Source organism: Streptomyces sp. bgisy159, assembly GCF_965341775.1.
Lineage (GTDB): Bacteria > Actinomycetota > Actinomycetes > Streptomycetales > Streptomycetaceae > Streptomyces.
On the sequence record NZ_CBDQZH010000009.1, the window covers coordinates 62,749 to 80,555 of the forward strand.

13 protein-coding genes and 1 tRNA gene are annotated in these 17,807 nt (G+C 72.5%); 7 read left to right on the forward strand and 7 right to left on the reverse strand.

Annotation, left to right across the window (positions count from 1 at the left end; translation table 11 throughout):
• Positions 1 to 79 precede the first annotated feature (79 nt).
• Positions 80 to 150, reverse strand: a tRNA-Gln gene (locus ACSLTV_RS11785).
• Between the two features lie 11 nt (positions 151 to 161).
• Positions 162 to 1,034 carry a hypothetical protein gene (locus ACSLTV_RS11790; protein ID WP_435612072.1) on the reverse strand — a complete coding sequence of 291 codons (873 nt, stop codon included), beginning with the start codon at positions 1,032 to 1,034 and terminating at the stop codon, positions 162 to 164.
• Positions 1,035 to 1,211: 177 nt separating this feature from the next.
• Between ACSLTV_RS11790 and ACSLTV_RS11795 the strand changes: the two genes are divergently transcribed.
• On the forward strand, positions 1,212 to 2,600 hold the full coding sequence (locus tag ACSLTV_RS11795) for a sensor histidine kinase (protein ID WP_435612073.1): 1,389 nt from the start codon (positions 1,212 to 1,214) through the stop codon (positions 2,598 to 2,600).
• 103 nt (positions 2,601 to 2,703) lie between these two features.
• On the opposite strand, the gene ACSLTV_RS11800 is transcribed toward ACSLTV_RS11795, so the two are convergent.
• The gene (locus ACSLTV_RS11800; RefSeq protein ID WP_432135504.1) at positions 2,704 to 3,198 is read right to left on the reverse strand and encodes an SUKH-3 domain-containing protein; all 495 of its coding nucleotides are present in this window, start codon (positions 3,196 to 3,198) and stop codon (positions 2,704 to 2,706) included.
• Positions 3,199 to 3,423: 225 nt separating this feature from the next.
• The gene (locus tag ACSLTV_RS11805; RefSeq protein WP_432156972.1) at positions 3,424 to 3,888 is read right to left on the reverse strand and encodes a YwqJ-related putative deaminase; all 465 of its coding nucleotides are present in this window, start codon (positions 3,886 to 3,888) and stop codon (positions 3,424 to 3,426) included.
• Between the two features lie 618 nt (positions 3,889 to 4,506).
• On the opposite strand from ACSLTV_RS11805, the gene ACSLTV_RS11810 reads away from it, so the two are divergent.
• From ACSLTV_RS11810 to ACSLTV_RS11825, 4 genes are all read left to right on the forward strand, one after another.
• Entirely contained in the window at positions 4,507 to 5,502 is a 996-nt protein-coding gene (locus tag ACSLTV_RS11810) for an SMI1/KNR4 family protein (protein ID WP_432135503.1), read from the forward strand.
• 9 nt (positions 5,503 to 5,511) lie between these two features.
• Positions 5,512 to 8,775, forward strand: coding sequence for an SUKH-4 family immunity protein (locus ACSLTV_RS11815; RefSeq protein WP_435612074.1), 3,264 nt, complete (start codon positions 5,512 to 5,514; stop codon positions 8,773 to 8,775).
• Between the two features lie 387 nt (positions 8,776 to 9,162).
• On the forward strand, positions 9,163 to 9,468 hold the full coding sequence (locus ACSLTV_RS11820; protein ID WP_435612075.1) for a hypothetical protein: 306 nt from the start codon (positions 9,163 to 9,165) through the stop codon (positions 9,466 to 9,468).
• A 75-nt stretch (positions 9,469 to 9,543) separates the two neighbouring features.
• Complete coding sequence (locus ACSLTV_RS11825) at positions 9,544 to 9,753, forward strand: hypothetical protein (protein WP_435612076.1); 210 nt, start codon at positions 9,544 to 9,546, stop codon at positions 9,751 to 9,753.
• A 29-nt stretch (positions 9,754 to 9,782) separates the two neighbouring features.
• Here ACSLTV_RS11825 and ACSLTV_RS11830 read toward each other — a convergent pair whose 3' ends face one another.
• The 3 genes from ACSLTV_RS11830 to ACSLTV_RS11840 all read right to left on the reverse strand — a co-directional run bounded on the left by ACSLTV_RS11830 (position 9,783) and on the right by ACSLTV_RS11840 (position 13,789).
• Positions 9,783 to 11,363 carry a cation acetate symporter gene (locus ACSLTV_RS11830; protein WP_432135567.1) on the reverse strand — a complete coding sequence of 527 codons (1,581 nt, stop codon included), beginning with the start codon at positions 11,361 to 11,363 and terminating at the stop codon, positions 9,783 to 9,785.
• Positions 11,364 to 11,449: 86 nt separating this feature from the next.
• Positions 11,450 to 11,911 (reverse strand): DUF485 domain-containing protein, encoded by a 462-nt coding sequence (locus ACSLTV_RS11835; protein WP_435612077.1) that lies wholly within the window; start codon positions 11,909 to 11,911, stop codon positions 11,450 to 11,452.
• Between the two features lie 192 nt (positions 11,912 to 12,103).
• Positions 12,104 to 13,789 (reverse strand): MFS transporter, encoded by a 1,686-nt coding sequence (locus ACSLTV_RS11840; protein ID WP_435612078.1) that lies wholly within the window; start codon positions 13,787 to 13,789, stop codon positions 12,104 to 12,106.
• A gap of 567 nt (positions 13,790 to 14,356) precedes the next feature.
• Between ACSLTV_RS11840 and ACSLTV_RS11845 the strand changes: the two genes are divergently transcribed.
• Positions 14,357 to 15,145, forward strand: a complete 789-nt coding sequence (locus tag ACSLTV_RS11845) for an ABC transporter ATP-binding protein (protein WP_432135497.1) — start codon at positions 14,357 to 14,359, stop codon at positions 15,143 to 15,145.
• Positions 15,142 to 17,721: an ABC transporter permease gene (locus ACSLTV_RS11850; RefSeq protein ID WP_432135496.1), complete on the forward strand. Its 2,580-nt coding sequence runs from the start codon at positions 15,142 to 15,144 to the stop codon at positions 17,719 to 17,721. The genes ACSLTV_RS11845 and ACSLTV_RS11850 overlap by 4 nt, the downstream gene beginning before the upstream one ends.
• Positions 17,722 to 17,807: the final 86 nt, after the last annotated feature.

Consider the following 17,807-nt stretch of genomic DNA (forward strand, 5'->3'; position numbering starts at 1 on the left):
CACCCGCAGGATACCGGGGCGTTTCTTGGGGGACATGACTGCGGGCCCTGACCGGGGGGTCAGGGCCCGAGGTTCTCGGCTCCCGGAGAAGGACTCGAACCCTCATTCAACGGACCAAAACCGTTTGTCCTACCTTTAGACGATCCGGGATGGCTTGCGCCCTATGTCCGATTCTGTTGATCGGCCTCGCGCACGGACTCCACTATGCCGTACCAGGAGCCTTCGATGCGACGGTACAAGTCGGCTCCTTTCAGGACTTTGACGACCAGGCAGCCGCGATAGGAGTCGCCGATGTTCTTCCGGATCGTCTTCGGGTTGTGCTTCTTGATCGTCGTCTTGTTGAAGGTGGTGCGGTCGGCACCGACGAGGTCGGCCCAATATTGCTCGGCACCTGCCACATCCGCGTTCTCGTGGATCATGACCGTGAATCGAAGGCGCTCGCGCTCGACGCCGACCAGGTCGAGCCATGCGAGGTAGACCTGGATCATGTGCGGGTCGCTGTTGACGAAGGCGACGTTCTCGCGGCGGTCGTACGGCTTGTCCTTGCCGCCCTCGGCCCAGTAGAGGCCCACGCCGACCAGGAACAGCTCGCGCGGGGAGAGGTTGCCGATCGACTGCCTGGCCTCATCCTTGGTCTGTTGCCGCTCCTCCTCCCGGATCCGCAGCTTCGCCTCCCAGCCCCTCCGTGCGATGGCCGCCGCTTCCTCGGCGCTGCGCTTTCGCTCCGGTCGGGGCAGGTCTCGCACCCACAACGACACTGAGCTCCTGGAACAGCCGAGTTCCGCTTCGATCCGGTCGTAGGTCCAGCCCTGGAGGCGGAGTTCCCTCGCCCTGGCCCTCAGGTCGTCCTTCGTGTTCGGGCGCCTGGTCCACTCCGGCGGCGGTTCCCCCTTCACCAGGCGGTTGAGGATGTCGTTGTTGAAGATCTTCAACTCGTCGCGGATCTGCCGGAGGCTGTAGCCGCGGCGGCGCAGTGCCACCGCCTGCTCCCGCAGGGTCTCGAAGTCGGCGTACTTGCCAGGGGTATGTGCCACGGACATACCATCCGGCCGGAATGTGGGGTTCCGGGTTCGAACGGTGGAGGTTCATCGGTTCGAGTGATAGTGGGTGGTTTCGTAGCTATTCGATTACGGAGTGTGGTGCAGGTCGGGTGTAGGTCAGTGGAGGAAACTCGCCGGAAAAGCCGGGGTGGACGCCCTTAGGCTGGAGCCATGACCATGACGGGGGAAGACCACGAGGCGGCCCGGTCAGGGCCGTGGTGGTGGGCCAGGTGGCGCAGCGCGCTGCTGGACTGGAGTCTGACGGCGGCGTCGGCGGCGGAGTGTGCGGCCGAGGGGTACCGGTTCGCGGGGGACGCGGGGATTCCGGTGGCGGCGGGCATGGTGTTCGGGCTGCTCGCCGGTTCGGTGCTGCTCGTCCGGCGGCAGTGGCCGATCCCGGTGGTGCTGGTGGCGATCGCGGTGACGCCGGCCCAGATGGGCTACCTGATGACGATCGTCGGGCTGTACACCCTGGCGGCGTCGGAGCTGCCGCGCCGGATCATCGCGTCGCTGGCGGGGATGTCCCTGGTGGGGACGCTGATCGTGATGTTCGTGCGGATGCGGCCGCCGGAGCCGAGCGGGGGCGGCGTCACGCTGGGGGAGTGGTTCGTGCCCTTCGCGTCGATCACGGCGTCGCTGGGGCTGACCGCGCCGCCGGTGCTGCTGGGTCTGTATGTGGGGGCGCGGCGCCGGCTGATGGAGAGTCTGCGGGAGCGGGCGGACAGCCTGGAGCGGGAGTTGCAGTTGCTCGCGGAGCGGGCCGAGGAGCGGGCCGAGTGGGCGCGGGGCGAGGAGCGCACGCGCATCGCGCGGGAGATGCACGACGTGGTGGCGCACCGGGTGAGTCTGATGGTGGTGCACGCGGCGGCGTTGCAGGCGGTGGCGCGGAAGGACCCGGAGAAGGCGGTGCGGAACGCGGCGTTGGTGGGCGACATGGGCCGGCAGGCGCTGACGGAGCTCCGGGAGATGCTGGGGGTGCTGCGCAGCGGCGAGGGTCCGCGGCGCGAACGGTCGGCGGCGGCGTCGGGGGCGGTGTCCGCGCCCGGGGCGCGGGCGGGGGCGGGGCCGGGAACGGTGCCGCTGGCCGCGGTGGGCGAGGCGGTGGCGGCGTCACGGGTGGCGGCCGACGAGGGGGCGGCGCCGGACGAGGGTGCGGGTCAGGGGCCGTGCCTGTCGGACGTGGACGAGTTGGTGGGGCAGTCGGCGGCGGCGGGGATGGTGGTGGACCTGTCGGTCGAGGGCCCGGCGCGGTCGTATGCGCCGGAGATCGAGCAGACGGCGTACCGGGTGGTGCAGGAGGCGCTGACGAACGTGCACAAGCACGCGGCGGGCGCGAAGACGTACGTGCGGTTGGCGCACCGGGTGACGGAGATCGCCATGCAGGTGGAGAACGGGCCACCGCCGGAGGTGGCGTCGGCGTCCTCGGCGCGGTTGCCGTCCGGCGGCAACGGTCTGCTGGGGATGCGGGAGCGGGTGGTGGGGCTGGGCGGGGTGTTCGTGTCGGGGCCTACGGATGCGGGGGGATTCCGGGTTTCGGCGGTTATTCCTTGTGCGTCGTAGGGGCTTGCGGGTGGGGGGTGGTGGTGTGGAGTGAGGGTGTGGCGTAGGGGGTGACGGTGGGCATCCGGGTGCAGGGCGCGCCGGGGGGCTTGGCGGGGTGGGTTCAGCCGGTGGTGAGGCGGGTCGGTTCGGTGCCGGAGACGAGGGTGCCGAGGGCGTGGTCGATGTCGGGGCCGAGATACCAGTCGCCGGTGTGGTCGAGGACGTAGACACGGCCCTCGGCGTCGATCGCGAGGAGTGCCTCGGTGTCGGTCTCGGTGCCGAGGGGGCTGAGTTCGGTGTCCAGGGCGCGGCCGAGGTCGCCGAGGGTGCGGGCGAGGTGGAGGCCGTGGAGGGGGTCGAGGTGCAGGGCGGCCGGGGCGACCTGGCGGCCGGGGCCGGTGGGGGTGATGCGGAGTCCGCCGAACTCGGCCCAGGCTTCGACCGCGGCCGGGAAGACCGCGTGGCGGTGGCCGGCGGGTGAGGTGTGTTCGCGCAGTGCGTCGGCCCAGATTTCCGCCTGCTTGATGTCCCAGCGTCCGGGTTGCCAGCCGGCGGTGCGCAGGGCGGCGTCGACGGGGACGGGGAAGCGGGTGGTGGAGGTGCGGTCGGTGTGCATCTGCCCTTGTTCGTGGTTGTGCGGCGTTCGGCGCGCGGGGGTCGGTGCGTGCGTGGCGGCGGCGTCGTGTGGCGGCGTGGTGCGGCTTCGTCGTGTGGTGTTCTGCGGCTTCGTCGGGTGGCGTGGTGGGGCTCGGCCGGGTGGTGTTCTGCGGCTTCGTCGGGTGGTGGGGCAGGGGGAGGTCGAGGGGTGGGGAGGCCGAGGGGGCGGCGCGGGGGGTGGGGGTCAGGCGTCGGTCGCGGTGGGGTCGACGACGCGGACGCCGAAGTGCGCGCTGAGGGCGGTGCAGGCGCGGCAGGGGGCGGCGAAGCTGCCGTGCAGGGGGTCGCCGTCCTCCCGGATGCGGCGGGCGGTGAGTTTGGCCTGTTTGAGGGCTTTGCGGGCTTCACCGTTGGTCATGGGTTTGCGGGCGGCACGTTTGCTGCGGGCGGCGTCGGCGGCGGCGAGGTGGCGGGAGATGAGGAGGGTCTCGGCGCAGCGGCCGGTGAAACGGTCGCGCTGGGTACTGGTGAGGGTGTCGAGGAAGTCCTGTACCAGGGGGTGCAGGGCGGGTGGCCGGTCGCCGCGGGCGGCGGTGCCGGTGAGGGTGGTGCCGCGGACGGAGAGGGCGGCGGCGACGGTGGGCAGGATGCCGTCGCGGCGGTGGCGCAGGGTGGGGGTGTGGGGGGTCTCGGCGCTGCTCCAGCCGATACGGGGGTCTCCGGAGGGGGTGGTGCGAGGGGCGGGTGAGCCGGAGGGGGCGGTGCGGGGGGCGGCGGCTGGTGTGGGTGTGGGGGCGGCTTGGGGATCGGTGTGGGGGGCCGCGGGCCCGAGGGGCGGGGAGGTGGGGTGCTGTCCGGCGCGGGGGCCGTGCTGCGGGCCGGCCTGAACACCGGTCTGCGGTCCCGTCCGCTGGGCTGCCTGTGGTCCCGTCTGCGGTCCTGTCTGCGGTCCTGTCTGTGTCGCGCTCATGATCGTTATCCCCTCCTGAGCATCCCCCCGGCGGACCCAGAGTGCCAAATCGCGTGGCTGCTGCGGAAGCTGGGGCGGTGCGACACGCCCAGGTCGGGGCCGGCTGTCACGGCGGGGTGACGGCCGGTCACGGAACCGGAAGGGGGCTGTGCCTGTCGAACAGGATGGCCGAGCGCGCTCGAACGGAGGCCCGGTGACCGGTGCCGCCGCACCGCATAGGCTGTCGGCACCGCGACAGTGCGGTCAACGCGCGTCGGTGCCGTTGGAGACAGTCGAATACGGGCCGTGGCGGGCCGGGGCCGAGAAGCGGAACCGGTCGGCCGGGGGTCGTACAGAGTGCCGCAGGGGGCAACCGCCATGACGACAGGTCGGCTCGGGGAGCAGGCCGCGCCGCCGAACGCGGCGTATGCCGGGCAGGTCGTGCACTTCCCGGATCCGGTGCGTGCCGCACGTCACCCGAGAGGGGTGCGGGTGGACGAACGGGGTTACCCCGATTTCGCGCCGTACGCCCGGGCGACGGCCGAGATCGCCGATCCGCCGGAGGGGTTCGGCGTCGACGAACTGCGGCTGACGGACTACGTGTCGGCGAACGCGGCGCTGGCGGCTTCCGGCCATGACCTCTGGGACACGGTGCCCGCCGTGGCGACGCCGCACGGCTGGACGTGGCATCACGTGCGCGGTTCGAGGCGGCTCGAACTCGTCCCGGTCGAGGTGAAGGCGCTGCTGCGGCACCACGGAGGCATCGCGACCGCGAACGTCGACCAGACCAAGCGCGGTACCCGGCCACTGCAGGAGACGCGTCCGGTCCACTTCCGGCTGCCCAAGTCGGGTGTGGCGGTGACGGAGTCCCAGGTGCAGGGCGTCGAGGAGGAACTCGGCTACCGGCTGCCGGGCGCCTACCGGGCGTTCCTGAAGGCGGCGGGCGGTTGTGCGCCCGCCGGGGCGGCGCTGGACGCGGAGCTGGGCCTGCTGGTGGACCAGCCGTTCTTCACGGTGCGGGACGAGGCGGCCGTCAACGACCTGGTGTACGTCAACAAGTGTCTGCGCGACCACCTCACCAAGGACTACCTCGGGGTCGGTTTCGTGCAGGGCGGGCTGCTCGCCGTGAAGGTGAAGGGCGAGCGGATCGGTTCCGTGTGGTTCTGCGCGTACGACGACGCGCGCGACGTGGATCCGGCGTGGTCGCCGGCGGAGCGCGTGGAGCGGCTGCTGCTGCCGTGCGGTGAGGACTTCGACGTCTTCCTGTCCCGACTGGCCGGCAACCCGCCGGAGTTGGAGACGGTGGCCAATCTCATGGTGGACGGCGGTTTCGCACGCGTCGTCCCGGTTTCTTCTTCCGTGGGCGGGGAGTGAGCTGAAGCGATGGTGACGTTCGCGCAGGCGCAGGAGCGCGCGGAAGAGTGGGTCAACGGTGACGTTCCGGCCTATCTGCACCGCGAGGTGCGGGTGCGGGAGTTCGAGCTGGGGTTCGTGGTGTGGGCCGAGGACCGGCCCGAGGGACCGCGCTCGGACGGGGGCGCGCAGCGGCTGGTGATCGCCCGCGACAGCGGGGAGGCCACGCTGTGGCCCGCGCTGCCGGTGGGCGAGGTGATCCGGCGCTACGAGGAGGAGTACGGCGCTCCCCAGGACGCGGTCCCGGCACCGCCGTCGCCTCCTGCCCGGGTCGACCTCAACCAGACGTCGTTCCTCTTGTCGCCGCCGGAGTGGTTGCAGGAGGCGGCGGACAAGCTGGGGATCCCGGATCGGCGGGGTGAGGCCGGGGGGGACGGCGCCGGGACCGGGACCGGGGGTTCTGTGGCTGGGGGTTTGACGGCTGGGGCGGCTGGGGTTGCGGCCGGGCCGTCCGGAGCCGGGGCGACTGGGCTCGGGGCGACTGGGGGCGGGGGCTCTGGTGCCGGGGTTTCCGGTGGTGGGGTTTCCGGGGGTGGGGCGTCTGGGGATGGGGCGGGCGCTGCCGGTGGCACGGGTGGTGTGGCGCCGGATCCGTCGCTGCCGCAGACGCAGGCGGGGGTGCCGGGGAGTGGGCCTGCGGAGACGCGGGCCGGGTCCGGGGCCGGGAGTGCCGTCGGTGACGGTTCCGCCTGGCCGAGTGCCGGTGATGCGGGTCCGAGTGCCGGTGACGCGGGTCCGGGTGCCAGTGGTGCGGGTCCGAGTGCCGGTGGTGCCGCCTCCGGTGCGCCGGGTGCTCCGGCGGCGGGCGCCTCGGTGCCGGGTGCTCCCGCCGTGCCGCCTGGCGCGACGCCGTGGACGGGTACGGACACGAACGCCGACGCGGCCGACGACCGTTCCGTCCCCCTGCCGGCCACCGTCTTCGCCCCGCCGCTGAGTGGCTCCGACGACGAGGGGGCGCCGCCCGTCGCCCCGGCCGATGCCAAGACGGCGCTGATGTCGGGCGGCAGCCAGCTTCCGCCGACCGCGGTGGCGCCGGCGCTGCGGGACTTCGACCAGCCGGGTACGGCGGGCCCTTCGGGGGCGCCTTCGGGCGTTGGTGCGCCGGGTGGTGTGCCGGGTGCGCCCGGCGCGGGGACGGCCGGTGCGCCTGGCGGGGCCGGAGGTGCGGGGGCGTCTGGCGGGACTGGTGCTCCAGGGGCGCACGGCTCGCAGGGCGCGGGCGCGGTGTACGTGCCGGGGCACACGCCTCCTCCGTCACCTCCTGCGTACGGTTACCCGGGAGCGCCGGGCGCAGGTGTGCCGGCAGTTCCCGGCGCCCCCCAGACGCACACGCCGCCACCCGCGCCTCCGGCTGCGCCGTCGTACGGCTATCCGCAGGGCGCCGGCGCACCGGGAACTCCGCCGGCGGGCGCTCCGCAGGACATGCCGGCGCCCGGCCGGCCGCTCGCGCCGAACGCCGGTGACATCGCCGACGCCGCGACCAGCAAGGCGGCGCCTCCACCGCGTCGGGGGCGCGGCGGGACGCCTCCGCCACCTCCGTCAGCGCCGGGCGCGCCGGGCGCGCGGCCCGGTGGTACGCCCCCTCCGTCGTCCGCGCCGGGGGTGCCGGGAGGGTCGGCGGGTGGGTATGTGCCGACTCAGCTCGTGTCGGCCCTGGGGCCTGACGGGCCTGAGGGCGCACCAGATGCTCCGGGCGCTCCGGGTACGCCGGGTGCACCCGGCGCGCCGCAACCTCCGAGCGCCCCCAGCGAGTCGAACACGCCTGGCGGTACCCCCCCGGGCGGCGTCCACCATGCCGCGACGGTGCTCGCCGATCCTTCCCAGATGGGAGCGGGTGCCGGCGCGGGTGGGGGCGTGGGTGGAGGCGCTCCTCAGCCTCCTGGTGCCCCGGGTGCCCCGGGTGCGCCGAACGCGCCGGGCGCCCCTCAGCCCCCTGCCGCCCCAGGTGCTCCGCATGCGCCCGGCGTGCCGGGAGTGCCGGGCGCCCCCGCGGCCGCGCAGCCGCCGGGCGTGCCGAATGTGCCGGGCGCCCCCGCGGCCCCCGCCGCCCCGGGCGGCGGTCGGGGCGCGGTGCACCATGCGGAAACGGTGCTCGCCGCGCCCCCGGTGGGCGGCCCCGGCGCGCCGCCGCCTCCGCCGGGCGCACCTGGAGCTCCGGGCGCCCCCGGTACGGTGCCGGGCGCCCCGCAGCCGACGCCGCCGGGCGTGCCGGGGCCGGGCCGGCCGCCGTCGTACGGGTATCCGCAGCAGCCGACCGGTCAGCCGACCGTGGGCCCGGGCTACCAGGCCGTACTGCGGTACCGGGCGCAGGACGGCTCGGAGCAGCAGGTGATCCGGCGTTCGGCGCCGGGCACACCGCACCCCGAGTGGCAGATCTTCCACGAGCTGCGGGCGATGAACGTGCCGCCGAACCAGGTGCTGGAGCTGCACACCGAGTTGGAGTCGTGTGAACTGCCCGGTGCCTACTGCGCGCGGATGATCCGGGAACAGTGGCCGCAGGCGCGCATCACGAGCATCGCGCCGTACGGCACGGACCACGCCAGCCGTCAGCAGGGCATGCGGCAGTTGCTCGCGCACCAGGGCGAGTTGCACCAGGTGGCTGACGGCCCCGCGCGTCCGGCGCCGGTGCGGGCGCCGCTGCCGCCGGTGCAGCCGGCGCCGCCGCTTCCGCCGGAGGCGATCGCGCAGGAGCTGGCAGCGGCTTTCGGGCCGGGGATCTTCCGGTTCGAACAGGCTGCGGTGTCCCGGCAGGGAGTGCCGCCGGTGGTGGCGCACACCCTGGTGGTGGCGGGGCTGCCGACGGACATGGGCCCGTTCTTCTGGGCGCAGGCCCAGCCGGGCCGCCCGGTGCCGACGCTCGCCGAGCTGGCCCAGGAACGCGGGGTGCAGCCGGCGTCGGATGCCGGGTCGTACCTGGTCATGGGAAGCGACTTCGGCAGGGCCGTCTGCGTGCAGTACGGCACGGCGAACATCGTCGCGGTGCCGGTGGAGGCGGGGCCGGGCGGTGCGCCGGTGGCGCCGCAGTTCGTGAACACGGGGCTGCCGGAGTTCCAGCGCTGCCTGGCGTTGCTCGGCCGGATGTGGCGGCTGCGGTTCGGTCTGAACCAGGAGCAGGCCGGCCGCTGGACCGTCGATTTCCAGGCCCAGTTGGCCGCCCTCGACCCGGCCGCGCTGGGCTCGCCGGAGAGCTGGTGGTCGGTGCTGCTGGAGCAGATGTGGGACGGCCTCTTGTAGCGAGGACGCGGACGCCGCACTGAAGGCGGTGTCCCCGAGGGCCGGGCCCGGTCGTACCTGAGCGGGCCCGGCCTTTCGGTGTTCACCTCCGTGCCGTGCCGTGCCGCTCGCCGGGTGAACCCACAGGCGGGTGACACTCGTGCCCGCTCGCGGCCTCCTCGCCGCGCCGTGTCATGAACCCTGCGTCCGATCCCGAGACGAGCGCGACACCTTTCTGGGCGCGGGGGCGTGAGGGCGTGAGGGCGCGGGGCGCGCAGGGGGGGGGCGCGAGTGCAGGGGCGGGGCAAACGCCCGGGTGTGCCCGCCCCCACCACACCACCCGACGCTCCCCGGGCGCCCCGCGAAAAGCGTTTCCCGGCCCGGTACAGGCGCCTCTACGGTTGCGCCGTGGAGCTGACCTACCGGCGTTTCGACCCTGCCGACGCCACCGACGTCGACGCGCCGGTCGGCTTTCTCACCTCGGACACCTGGCCGTTCCACGGGCAGGCGGTGGTCGACGAGGAGGGCACGCGTCAGCGGGTCGCGGGCGGTGACTTCGACGGCGACGGCACCAGGACATTCTGGATCGGCGCGGGCGAGGAAGTCCTGGGCCTGGTCCGCCTCATGGACCTGGAGGACGCTACCCCCTTGTTCGACCTGCGGCTCCGCTCCCGGGACCGGGGGCGGGGTGTCGGCAGCCGGGCGGTGACGTGACTGACGGCGTATCTGTTCGACACGTTCCCGCACGTCACGCGGATCGAAGGCACGACACGTCAGGACAACGTGGCCATGCGCCGCGTCTTCCGGGCCTGCGGATACGTCGAGGAGGCGCACTACCGGCAGGCCTGGCCGACGGAGGACGGAACGGTGTGCGACGCGGTCGGCTACGCGATCCTCCGCCGGGACTGGCGGACCGGCACGACGACGCTGCCCGACTGGGACGACGAACCCCTGCGGGTGAGCCGGGCCCAGGCTGCCCGCTGCCGGCCGGCCCACTGATGGCCGATGCGGCGCCGGGCAGGCTGCCGCTAGGCATCCCTCCGTGCGGCCCCCGCCAGGATCCAGCTCTCGACCGACTCGTACCGCCGGCGCTGTTCCTCCGCGTCGCGGCGGCCGGAGAGCACCGTCCCGAGCCAGCCCAGGGCGAAGCCGAGCGGGATGGTGACGATGCCGGTGGTGGTGAACGGGAACCAGTTGAAGTCGGCCTCCGGGAAGGCGGAGACGGGTGACCCGGAGACCAGATTGGTGCCCGGCATCAGCAGCAGCACCGACACGGTGCCGCCGATCAGCGTGGTGAGCAGGCCGGTCCGCGTGTAGCGGCGCCAGAAGAGGCTGTAGACCAGGGCGGGCGCGAGCGCCGAGGCGCCGAGGCAGAAGCCGAGGGTGACGAGCGGCTGCAGGCTGCGGTGCTGGACCTGCGCCGCCAGCAGCACCGTCGGTACGCCGACCGCCAGGGCGGAGAGCCGGGCCAGGAGCATCTCGCGGCGCGGGGAGATGTCGCGGACGTGGGCGGCGAAGACGTCGTGGGCGAGGGAGTTGGCGCAGGCGAGGATCATGCCGGCAACGGAGGCGAGGACGGTGAGGAAGATCGCGGTCGTGACCGTGGTCAGCAGCAGTGTCTCGCCAGTGGAGATCTCCGAGCCGAAGGCGGCCCGGGAGCCCAGTAGATAGGCGGTGTTGCCCTGCGGGTCCGCCTCGGCGATCACGGCCCGGCCGATCAGGGCCGTCGCGCCGAACCCGACGACGGTCAGCACCACCACGAACAGCGCCACGCACGACACCGCCCAGGACAGGGAGCGCCGCACCTGCCGGGCGCTGGACGCCGTGTACATGCGCATGGTGATGTGCGGCAGGCAGGCACCGCCCAGGACGACCGCCAGTTGGGCAGTGATCATGTCCAGGCGCGGGTACGGGCTGCCGGCGAACTCCAGGCCGGAGCGCAGGAAGGCGTCCCCCACCCCGCTGCCCTGCGCCGCCGCGTCGAACAGGGCGCCGGGGTTGCCGTCGAAGCGGGCCAGCACCACGACGGCGACGACCGCGCCCGAGCCGAGCAGCATCACGATCTTCAGCATCTGGATGAGGGCGGTGCCCTTCATGCCGCCGATCGCCGCGTAACTGATCATCAGGACGCCCATGCCGATGACGCATCCCGTCTTCAGCGAGTCGCCCGAGAAGCCGAGGATGAAGGCGATGAGCTGGCCGGTGCCGGCGAGTTGGACGAGCATCATCGGCACCAGCGCCGCGAGCGTCACCGCGCACGCCGTGATCCGTACCGCGCGCCCCGGCATCCGGCGGGCGAGCGCGTCGCCCATGGTGAACCGGCCCGCGTTGCGCAGTGGTTCGGCGAGCAGGAACATCAGCAGCATCAGCGACAGCGCCGTACTGAGGGCGAGGACGATCCCGTCGTAACCGCACAGCGCGATCACGCCGGTCGTGCCGAGCACGGTGGCCGCCGAGATGTAGTCGCCTGCGATGGCCAGACCGTTGCGCAGGGGGGAGAGGGAGCGGTAGCCGGTGTAGAACTCGTCGAGGTCGTCGCGGTCCGGGCCGGTCATCACGCACAGCAGGAGGGTGATGGTGGCGACGGCGGTGAAGGCGACCAGGGACATGGTCTGCGCGGTGCCGCCGAGCCGCAGCGGGAGGCCGCCGTCGCTCTGCGCCTGGGTCTGCAGTGCGTTGAGTGCGTGTGAGGGGTTCACCGGCGTGCCTCACGCTTCGCGTCGACCTCGGCCTGGCGGCGGATGAGCTGGGCGAGGGGGTCGACCTGGCGGCGTGCGGTGTGCTCGTAGAGCGCGATCGCCAGCCAGGTGACGGGCAGTTGGACGAGCGCCAGCAGCAGCCCGGCGGGCAGCCCGTCGGCGACACGGGCGGTCATCAGGCCCGGTGCGTACGCCGACAGCAGCAGGAAGACCGTGAAGTAGCCGAGCGCGGTCAGGGTGGCGACGCGGCGCTGCCGGCGGTAGGCGGTGCGCAGTTCCCGAAGGTCGCTGTGGTGCCCGAGGGGGGCGTGGGCCTCGGTCCGGTGCGCCGGCGCGTGCGCTGGTGGCGCGGGCGGCTGCCAGGGGTACGTCGGCTGTTGGTGCGGCGCTCGGTACGACGTCGGGTGCGGTGGTCGGTACGGCGGGTACGACGGGTACGACGAGGGGTCGTAGGACATCCCGTGCTCCTTGCGTGGCTCGGGTCCTGGGCGGTGGACCGCAGGGAGTGGGGGGCGAGCCCGCACGTTACTTGCTGGTAGGCCGGACGCGAAGAGTTTTCACCGAACTGGCCGGTCGGTATGCGCTTACTGTGCGAGGCGGGGTGTGACCTGCGGTGTTGCCGGCGTTAACCGACCGGCCTCCCGCCGCTGTCACTCCCCTCGGACCGGAAACCGGCGCGGGGCGAGCACCAGCAGTGCGACGAAGGCCAGGGCGGCCGCGCAGGACGCGCACAGATAGACGGCGCGCACGGCGTCGGCGACGGCGCGCCGGGTGGTCTCGGACGCCGTGCCGGTGTCCAGGCCGTGCGCGACGGCATCCAGGCTGCCGGCCCCGCCGAGCCGACCGGCCAGGACGCCGTTGGCGACCGCGCCGAACACGGCCGCGCCGACCGTCTGCCCACTCTGTCGGCAGAACAGCACAGAGGCGGTCGTAGTGCCCCGCTCCGACCAGCCGACCGTCGACTGCACACCCACGATGAGCGGTAGCTGGAACAGGCCCAGCGCGCCCCCGAGCAGCAGCATCAGCAGCGTCGGCTGCCAGGGCGTGCCGGGGTACGGCAGGAAGGGGAACGCCAGCAGGATCAGCGCGGCCGCGCCGATGCCGAGCAGCGCGGTGTCGCGGAAGCCGATGCGCCGGTAGACGTGCTGGCTGAACGCGGCCGACACCGGCCAGCTGAGCGTCCACACGGACAGCACGAACCCGGCGGTCACCGGACCCAGCCCCAGCACGGCCTGCGCGTACGTCGGCAGGAAGACCGTCGGCGCGACCATCAGCAGGCCCAACGCGCCCAGTGCCAGGTTCACCGCCACGATCGTGCGGCGCCGCCACACCCACCCGGGGATGATCGGCTCCGCCGCCCTGCGTTCCACGAGCACCACGACCGCCACCAGGACCAGCCCCGCGCCGAACAGCGCCAGCGAGGGTGCCGACAGCCACGGCCACGCCACCCCGCCCTGCACCAGCGCCGTCAGCAGCACGCCACCGCACGCGAACACGGCCAGCGCTCCACCCCAGTCCACGCGCGCGCGTACGGACGCCCGCCCGTCACGCGCGGGTACGCGCGAACAGCCCGCACGCGCGCGTACGGACGAACGGCCTCCCCGTCTGCGTCCGGGGAAACGGCCTCTTCGCGCGCGTACCGGTGCTTCCGCCTCCTGGCCGCGCCTGAAGACATCCCCCTTGCACGCGAGCCTCGAGGTGTCCCCCTGATCCGCGGCCGGCTTCGCCGTCCGCTGCGGCTCGTGCAGGTGCCGGGCGATCAGCCACACCGCCACCGTGCCGATCGGCAGGTTGACGAGGAAGATCCAGCGCCAGTCGGCGTACGCCGCCAGCACCCCGCCCACGGCCGGCCCGGCGACCGCCGACACCGCCCACACGGTCGACAGCTTCGCCTGGATCTTCGGCCGTTGCTCCAACGGGTACAGATCGGCGGCGAGCGTCTGCACCGTGCCCTGCAGCGCCCCGCCACCCAGCCCCTGCACGACTCGGAAGGCGATGAGCGCCCCCATGTTCCACGACGCGGCGCACAGCAGTGAACCCAGCAGGAACACGGAGGCCCCGGCCACCAGAACGGGCTTGCGGCCGAAGGTGTCGGAGAGCTTGCCGTAGACCGGCAGGGAGACCGTGACGGCGAGCAGGTATCCGCTGAACAGCCAGGAGAACACCGAGAACCCGCCCAGATCCCCGACGATCTGCGGTACGGCGGTGGAGACGATGGTCGCGTCGAGGGCGGCCAGTGCCATGGCGAGCATCAGGGCGGCGACGACCGCGCCCCGCCGCTCGGTGCCGATGTGCGGGGCGGCCTCGTCGCGCACCGCAGGACTCGTACCGCCCACCCCGCAGCCCTCCCGTGCCCCTTGCAGCCATCCGCCGGGGACAGCTTCCCATCCCGGGCACCGGCGCGGGGGGAGAGTTGCTCCTCACCCCACGTGAGGAGGGAGGCTGACGGGGCCGAGGTGCGGGAGGACCCCGAGAGGGGATCCACCTCAGGGGGGACTCCCCTTAGGGGTGCCTCCGTACTACGGCTCGGGGAGGGTTCGTACCGTCGGAGGAGGAGGGGGGACCACCGTCGTCCCTAACCTGGTTCCACGTCGTCGGGGGGCGGCGGGGCGGACAACCCCACCTCTCGGGGGTGGGGTTAACCCCCGGAGAAGACGGTGCCGAGCACCAGCGCGCCGCACCCGGTCCGGCCGGAAGACTGGACGACGTACCGAGCGCGACGCACCACAGCACCACAGCACCACCGCACGGACGCACCACCGCTCGACGCGCGACCGCGAGAGCGCACGAACCCGCGGACGTACCGCGGACCAGGCACCGGGCACCGGCAACGGTGCCGACCACCAGGCACCACCGCCCGCCCGGGCGCGTGCCGTTTCGCTGACCGACATAGGAGACTTACCGTGACATCGGCTGTGACCATTCCCAGGCACGGGGGCACTGGAGGGCGTACGGCCGTTGCCGCGCGGGCGCGGCAGGTCGTCAAGGCGTACGGGTCCGGGGAGACCCGGGTCGTCGCCCTCGACCACGTCGACGTGGACATCGCCCGCGGTCAGTTCACCGCGATCATGGGCCCCTCGGGTTCCGGCAAGTCCACCCTGATGCACTGCCTCGCCGGTCTCGACACCGTGACGAGCGGTCAGATCTACCTGGACGAGACCGAGATCACCGGCCTGAAGGACAAGAAGCTGACCCGGCTGCGCCGGGACCGGATCGGATTCATCTTCCAGGCCTTCAACCTGCTACCGACACTCAACGCCATCGAGAACATCACGCTGCCCATGGACATCGCCGGCCGCAAGCCGGACCAGGCGTGGCTGGACCGGGTCGTGGAGACCGTCGGTCTCGCCGGGCGGCTGAAGCACCGCCCGACCCAGCTCTCCGGCGGTCAGCAGCAGCGGGTCGCCGTGGCGCGCGCCCTGGCCGCCCGCCCGGAGATCATCTTCGGGGACGAGCCCACCGGAAACCTCGACTCGCGGGCCGGCGCCGAGGTCCTCGGCTTCCTGCGCCGCTCGGTCGACGAGCTCGGTCAGACCATCGTGATGGTCACGCACGACCCGGTGGCGGCGTCGTACGCGGACCGCGTGCTGTACCTCGCCGACGGCCGGATCGTGGACGAGATGTCCAATCCGACCGCCGAGCAGGTCCTGGACCGCATGAAGGACTTCGACGCCCGGGGGCGCACGTCATGACCGTCCTGAAGACGTCATTGCGCAACTTCTTCGCGCACAAGGGACGCATGGCCCTGTCGGCTGTGGCGGTCCTGCTGTCGGTGGCCTTCGTCTGCGGGACCCTGGTGTTCACCGACACCATGAACACGACCTTCGACAAGCTCTTCGAAGCCACCTCGTCCGATGTGACGGTGAGTGCCAAGGGCGCCTCGGACACCGGTGAGACCACGGCCGACAACGGCAAGCCGCCGGTCATGCCCGCCGCCGTCCTCGACAAGGTGAAGGGCGCCCAGGGCGTGCAGGCGGCGGAGGGAACCGTCTTCTCGACGTCCGTGACCGTCGTGGACGCCGACAAGGACAGCCTGTCGCCGTCCAACGGCGGGCCGACCATCGTCGGCAACTGGAACGCCAACGATGCGCGCACCATGACGATCTCCCCCGGCGCGGCACCCGAGGGCCCGGACCAGATCGTCGTCGACGCGGACACCGCCGACAAGCACGGTCTCGGGATCGGCGACCAGCTCGGTGTGATCACCGCGGTGGGCACGCACACCGCCAAGATCTCCGGCATCGCCACCTTCGAGGTCACCAACCCCGGTGCCGCCATCTTCTACCTGGACACCAGGACCGCCCAGGAGACCCTGGTCGGCGAGACCGGTGTCTACACGAACGTCAACGTCACCGCGGCGAGCGGCGTCAGCGACGACCAGCTCAAGAAGAACGTGACGGCCGCGCTCGGCGGCGACTACAAGGTGCAGACGGCCAAGGAGACCGCGGACGCCAACCGTGAGGACGTCGGCGAGTTCCTGAACGTGATGAAGTACGCGATGCTGGGCTTCGCCGGGATCGCCTTCCTGGTCGGCATCTTCCTGATCATCAACACCTTCTCCATGCTGGTGGCGCAGCGCACCCGTGAGATCGGTCTGATGCGGGCCATCGGCTCCAGTCGCAAGCAGGTCAACCGGTCCGTTCTCGTCGAGGCGCTGCTCCTGGGCTTCGTGGGCTCGGTCCTCGGCGTCGGCGCGGGCGTCGGCATCGCGATCGGCCTGATGAAGCTCATGGGCCAGATGGGCATGAACCTGTCCACCGACGATCTGACCGTCGCCTGGACGACCCCGGTGATCGGCATGATCCTCGGCGTCGTCGTCACGCTGCTGGCCGCCTACCTGCCCGCCCGGCGGGCCGGCAAGGTCTCCCCGATGGCCGCGCTGCGCGACGCCGGTGCTCCCGCCGACGCCAGGGCGGGCCTCGTCCGCGCCGGGCTCGGCCTGCTGCTGACCGGTGCGGGCGGTTATGCCCTCTACCTGGCCGGCAGCGCCGACAAGGCCAAGACGGGCTCCGGGTGGCTGGGGCTGGGCGTGGTGCTCACCCTCATCGGCTTCGTCGTCATCGGCCCGCTCCTCGCCGCCGGCGTGGTGCGCGTCCTGGGCGCCCTCCTGCTGCGCGTCTTCGGTCCCGTCGGCCGGATGGCCGAGCGCAACGCGCTGCGCAACCCGCGCCGTACGGGTGCCACCGGTGCCGCCCTGATGATCGGCCTCGCGCTGGTCGCCTGCCTGTCGGTGGTCGGCTCCTCCATGGTGGCCTCGGCGACCGACCAGCTCGACAAGAGCGTCGGCACCGACTTCATCATCCAGTCGGACAACGGCAGGCAGAAGATCACCCCGCAGGCTGTCGAGGCCGTCAGGAAGACACCCGGCCTGGCGCACGTCACCGAGTACAAGTGGAGCAAGGCCGACCTCACCACTCCGGACGGCGAGACCCTGGGCACAGCGGTCACCGCCGCCGACCCGACCTACGCGACGGACCTGCGCACCGAGACGGTCGCCGGCAAGCTCGCGGACGCCTACCGGCCCGACTCGATGTCGGTCGACGAGGAGTTCGCCCAGGACCACGGGGTCGAGCTGGGCTCCACCGTGAAGGTCGATTTCAGGGACGGCCGGACGGCCGACCTCACCGTCCGGGCGATCACCAGCAGCGACGTCGTCATCGACCAGGGTGCGATGTACATGTCCATCGAGACGATGGCCAAGTACGTCCCCGCCGGCAGGATGCCGCTCGACCAGATGGTCTTCGCCTCGGCGAAGGAGGGGCAGCAGGACGCGGCATACGCGGGTCTGAAGTCGGCGCTGCACGACTTCCCCCAGTACACCGTGCGGGACCAGACCGACTACAAGCAGGCGCTGAAGGACCAGATCGGCCAACTGCTGAACCTGATCTACGGCCTGCTCGCCCTCGCGATCATCGTCGCCGTCCTCGGAGTGGTGAACACGCTGGCCCTGTCGGTCGTCGAGCGGACCCGTGAGATCGGCCTGATGCGCGCCATCGGCCTCTCCCGCCGCCAACTGCGCCGCATGATCCGGATGGAGTCGGTGGTGATCGCCCTGTTCGGTGCCCTCCTCGGCCTGGGCCTGGGCATGGGCTGGGGCGCCACCGCCCAGAAGCTCCTCGCCCTGGAGGGCCTGAATGTCCTGGACATCCCTTGGCCCACGATCACCTACGTGTTCGTCGGCTCGGCCTTCGTGGGCCTGCTCGCCGCCCTGGTCCCGGCCTTCCGCGCGGGCCGCATGAACGTCCTGAACGCCATCGCGACCGACTGAGCGAGTCCCGCGGGCAGACCACGGCGCACACGGTCGCCCGGAGGGCAGGACCACCGCACACGGGGGTTGCGGGGGAAGAACCCGGC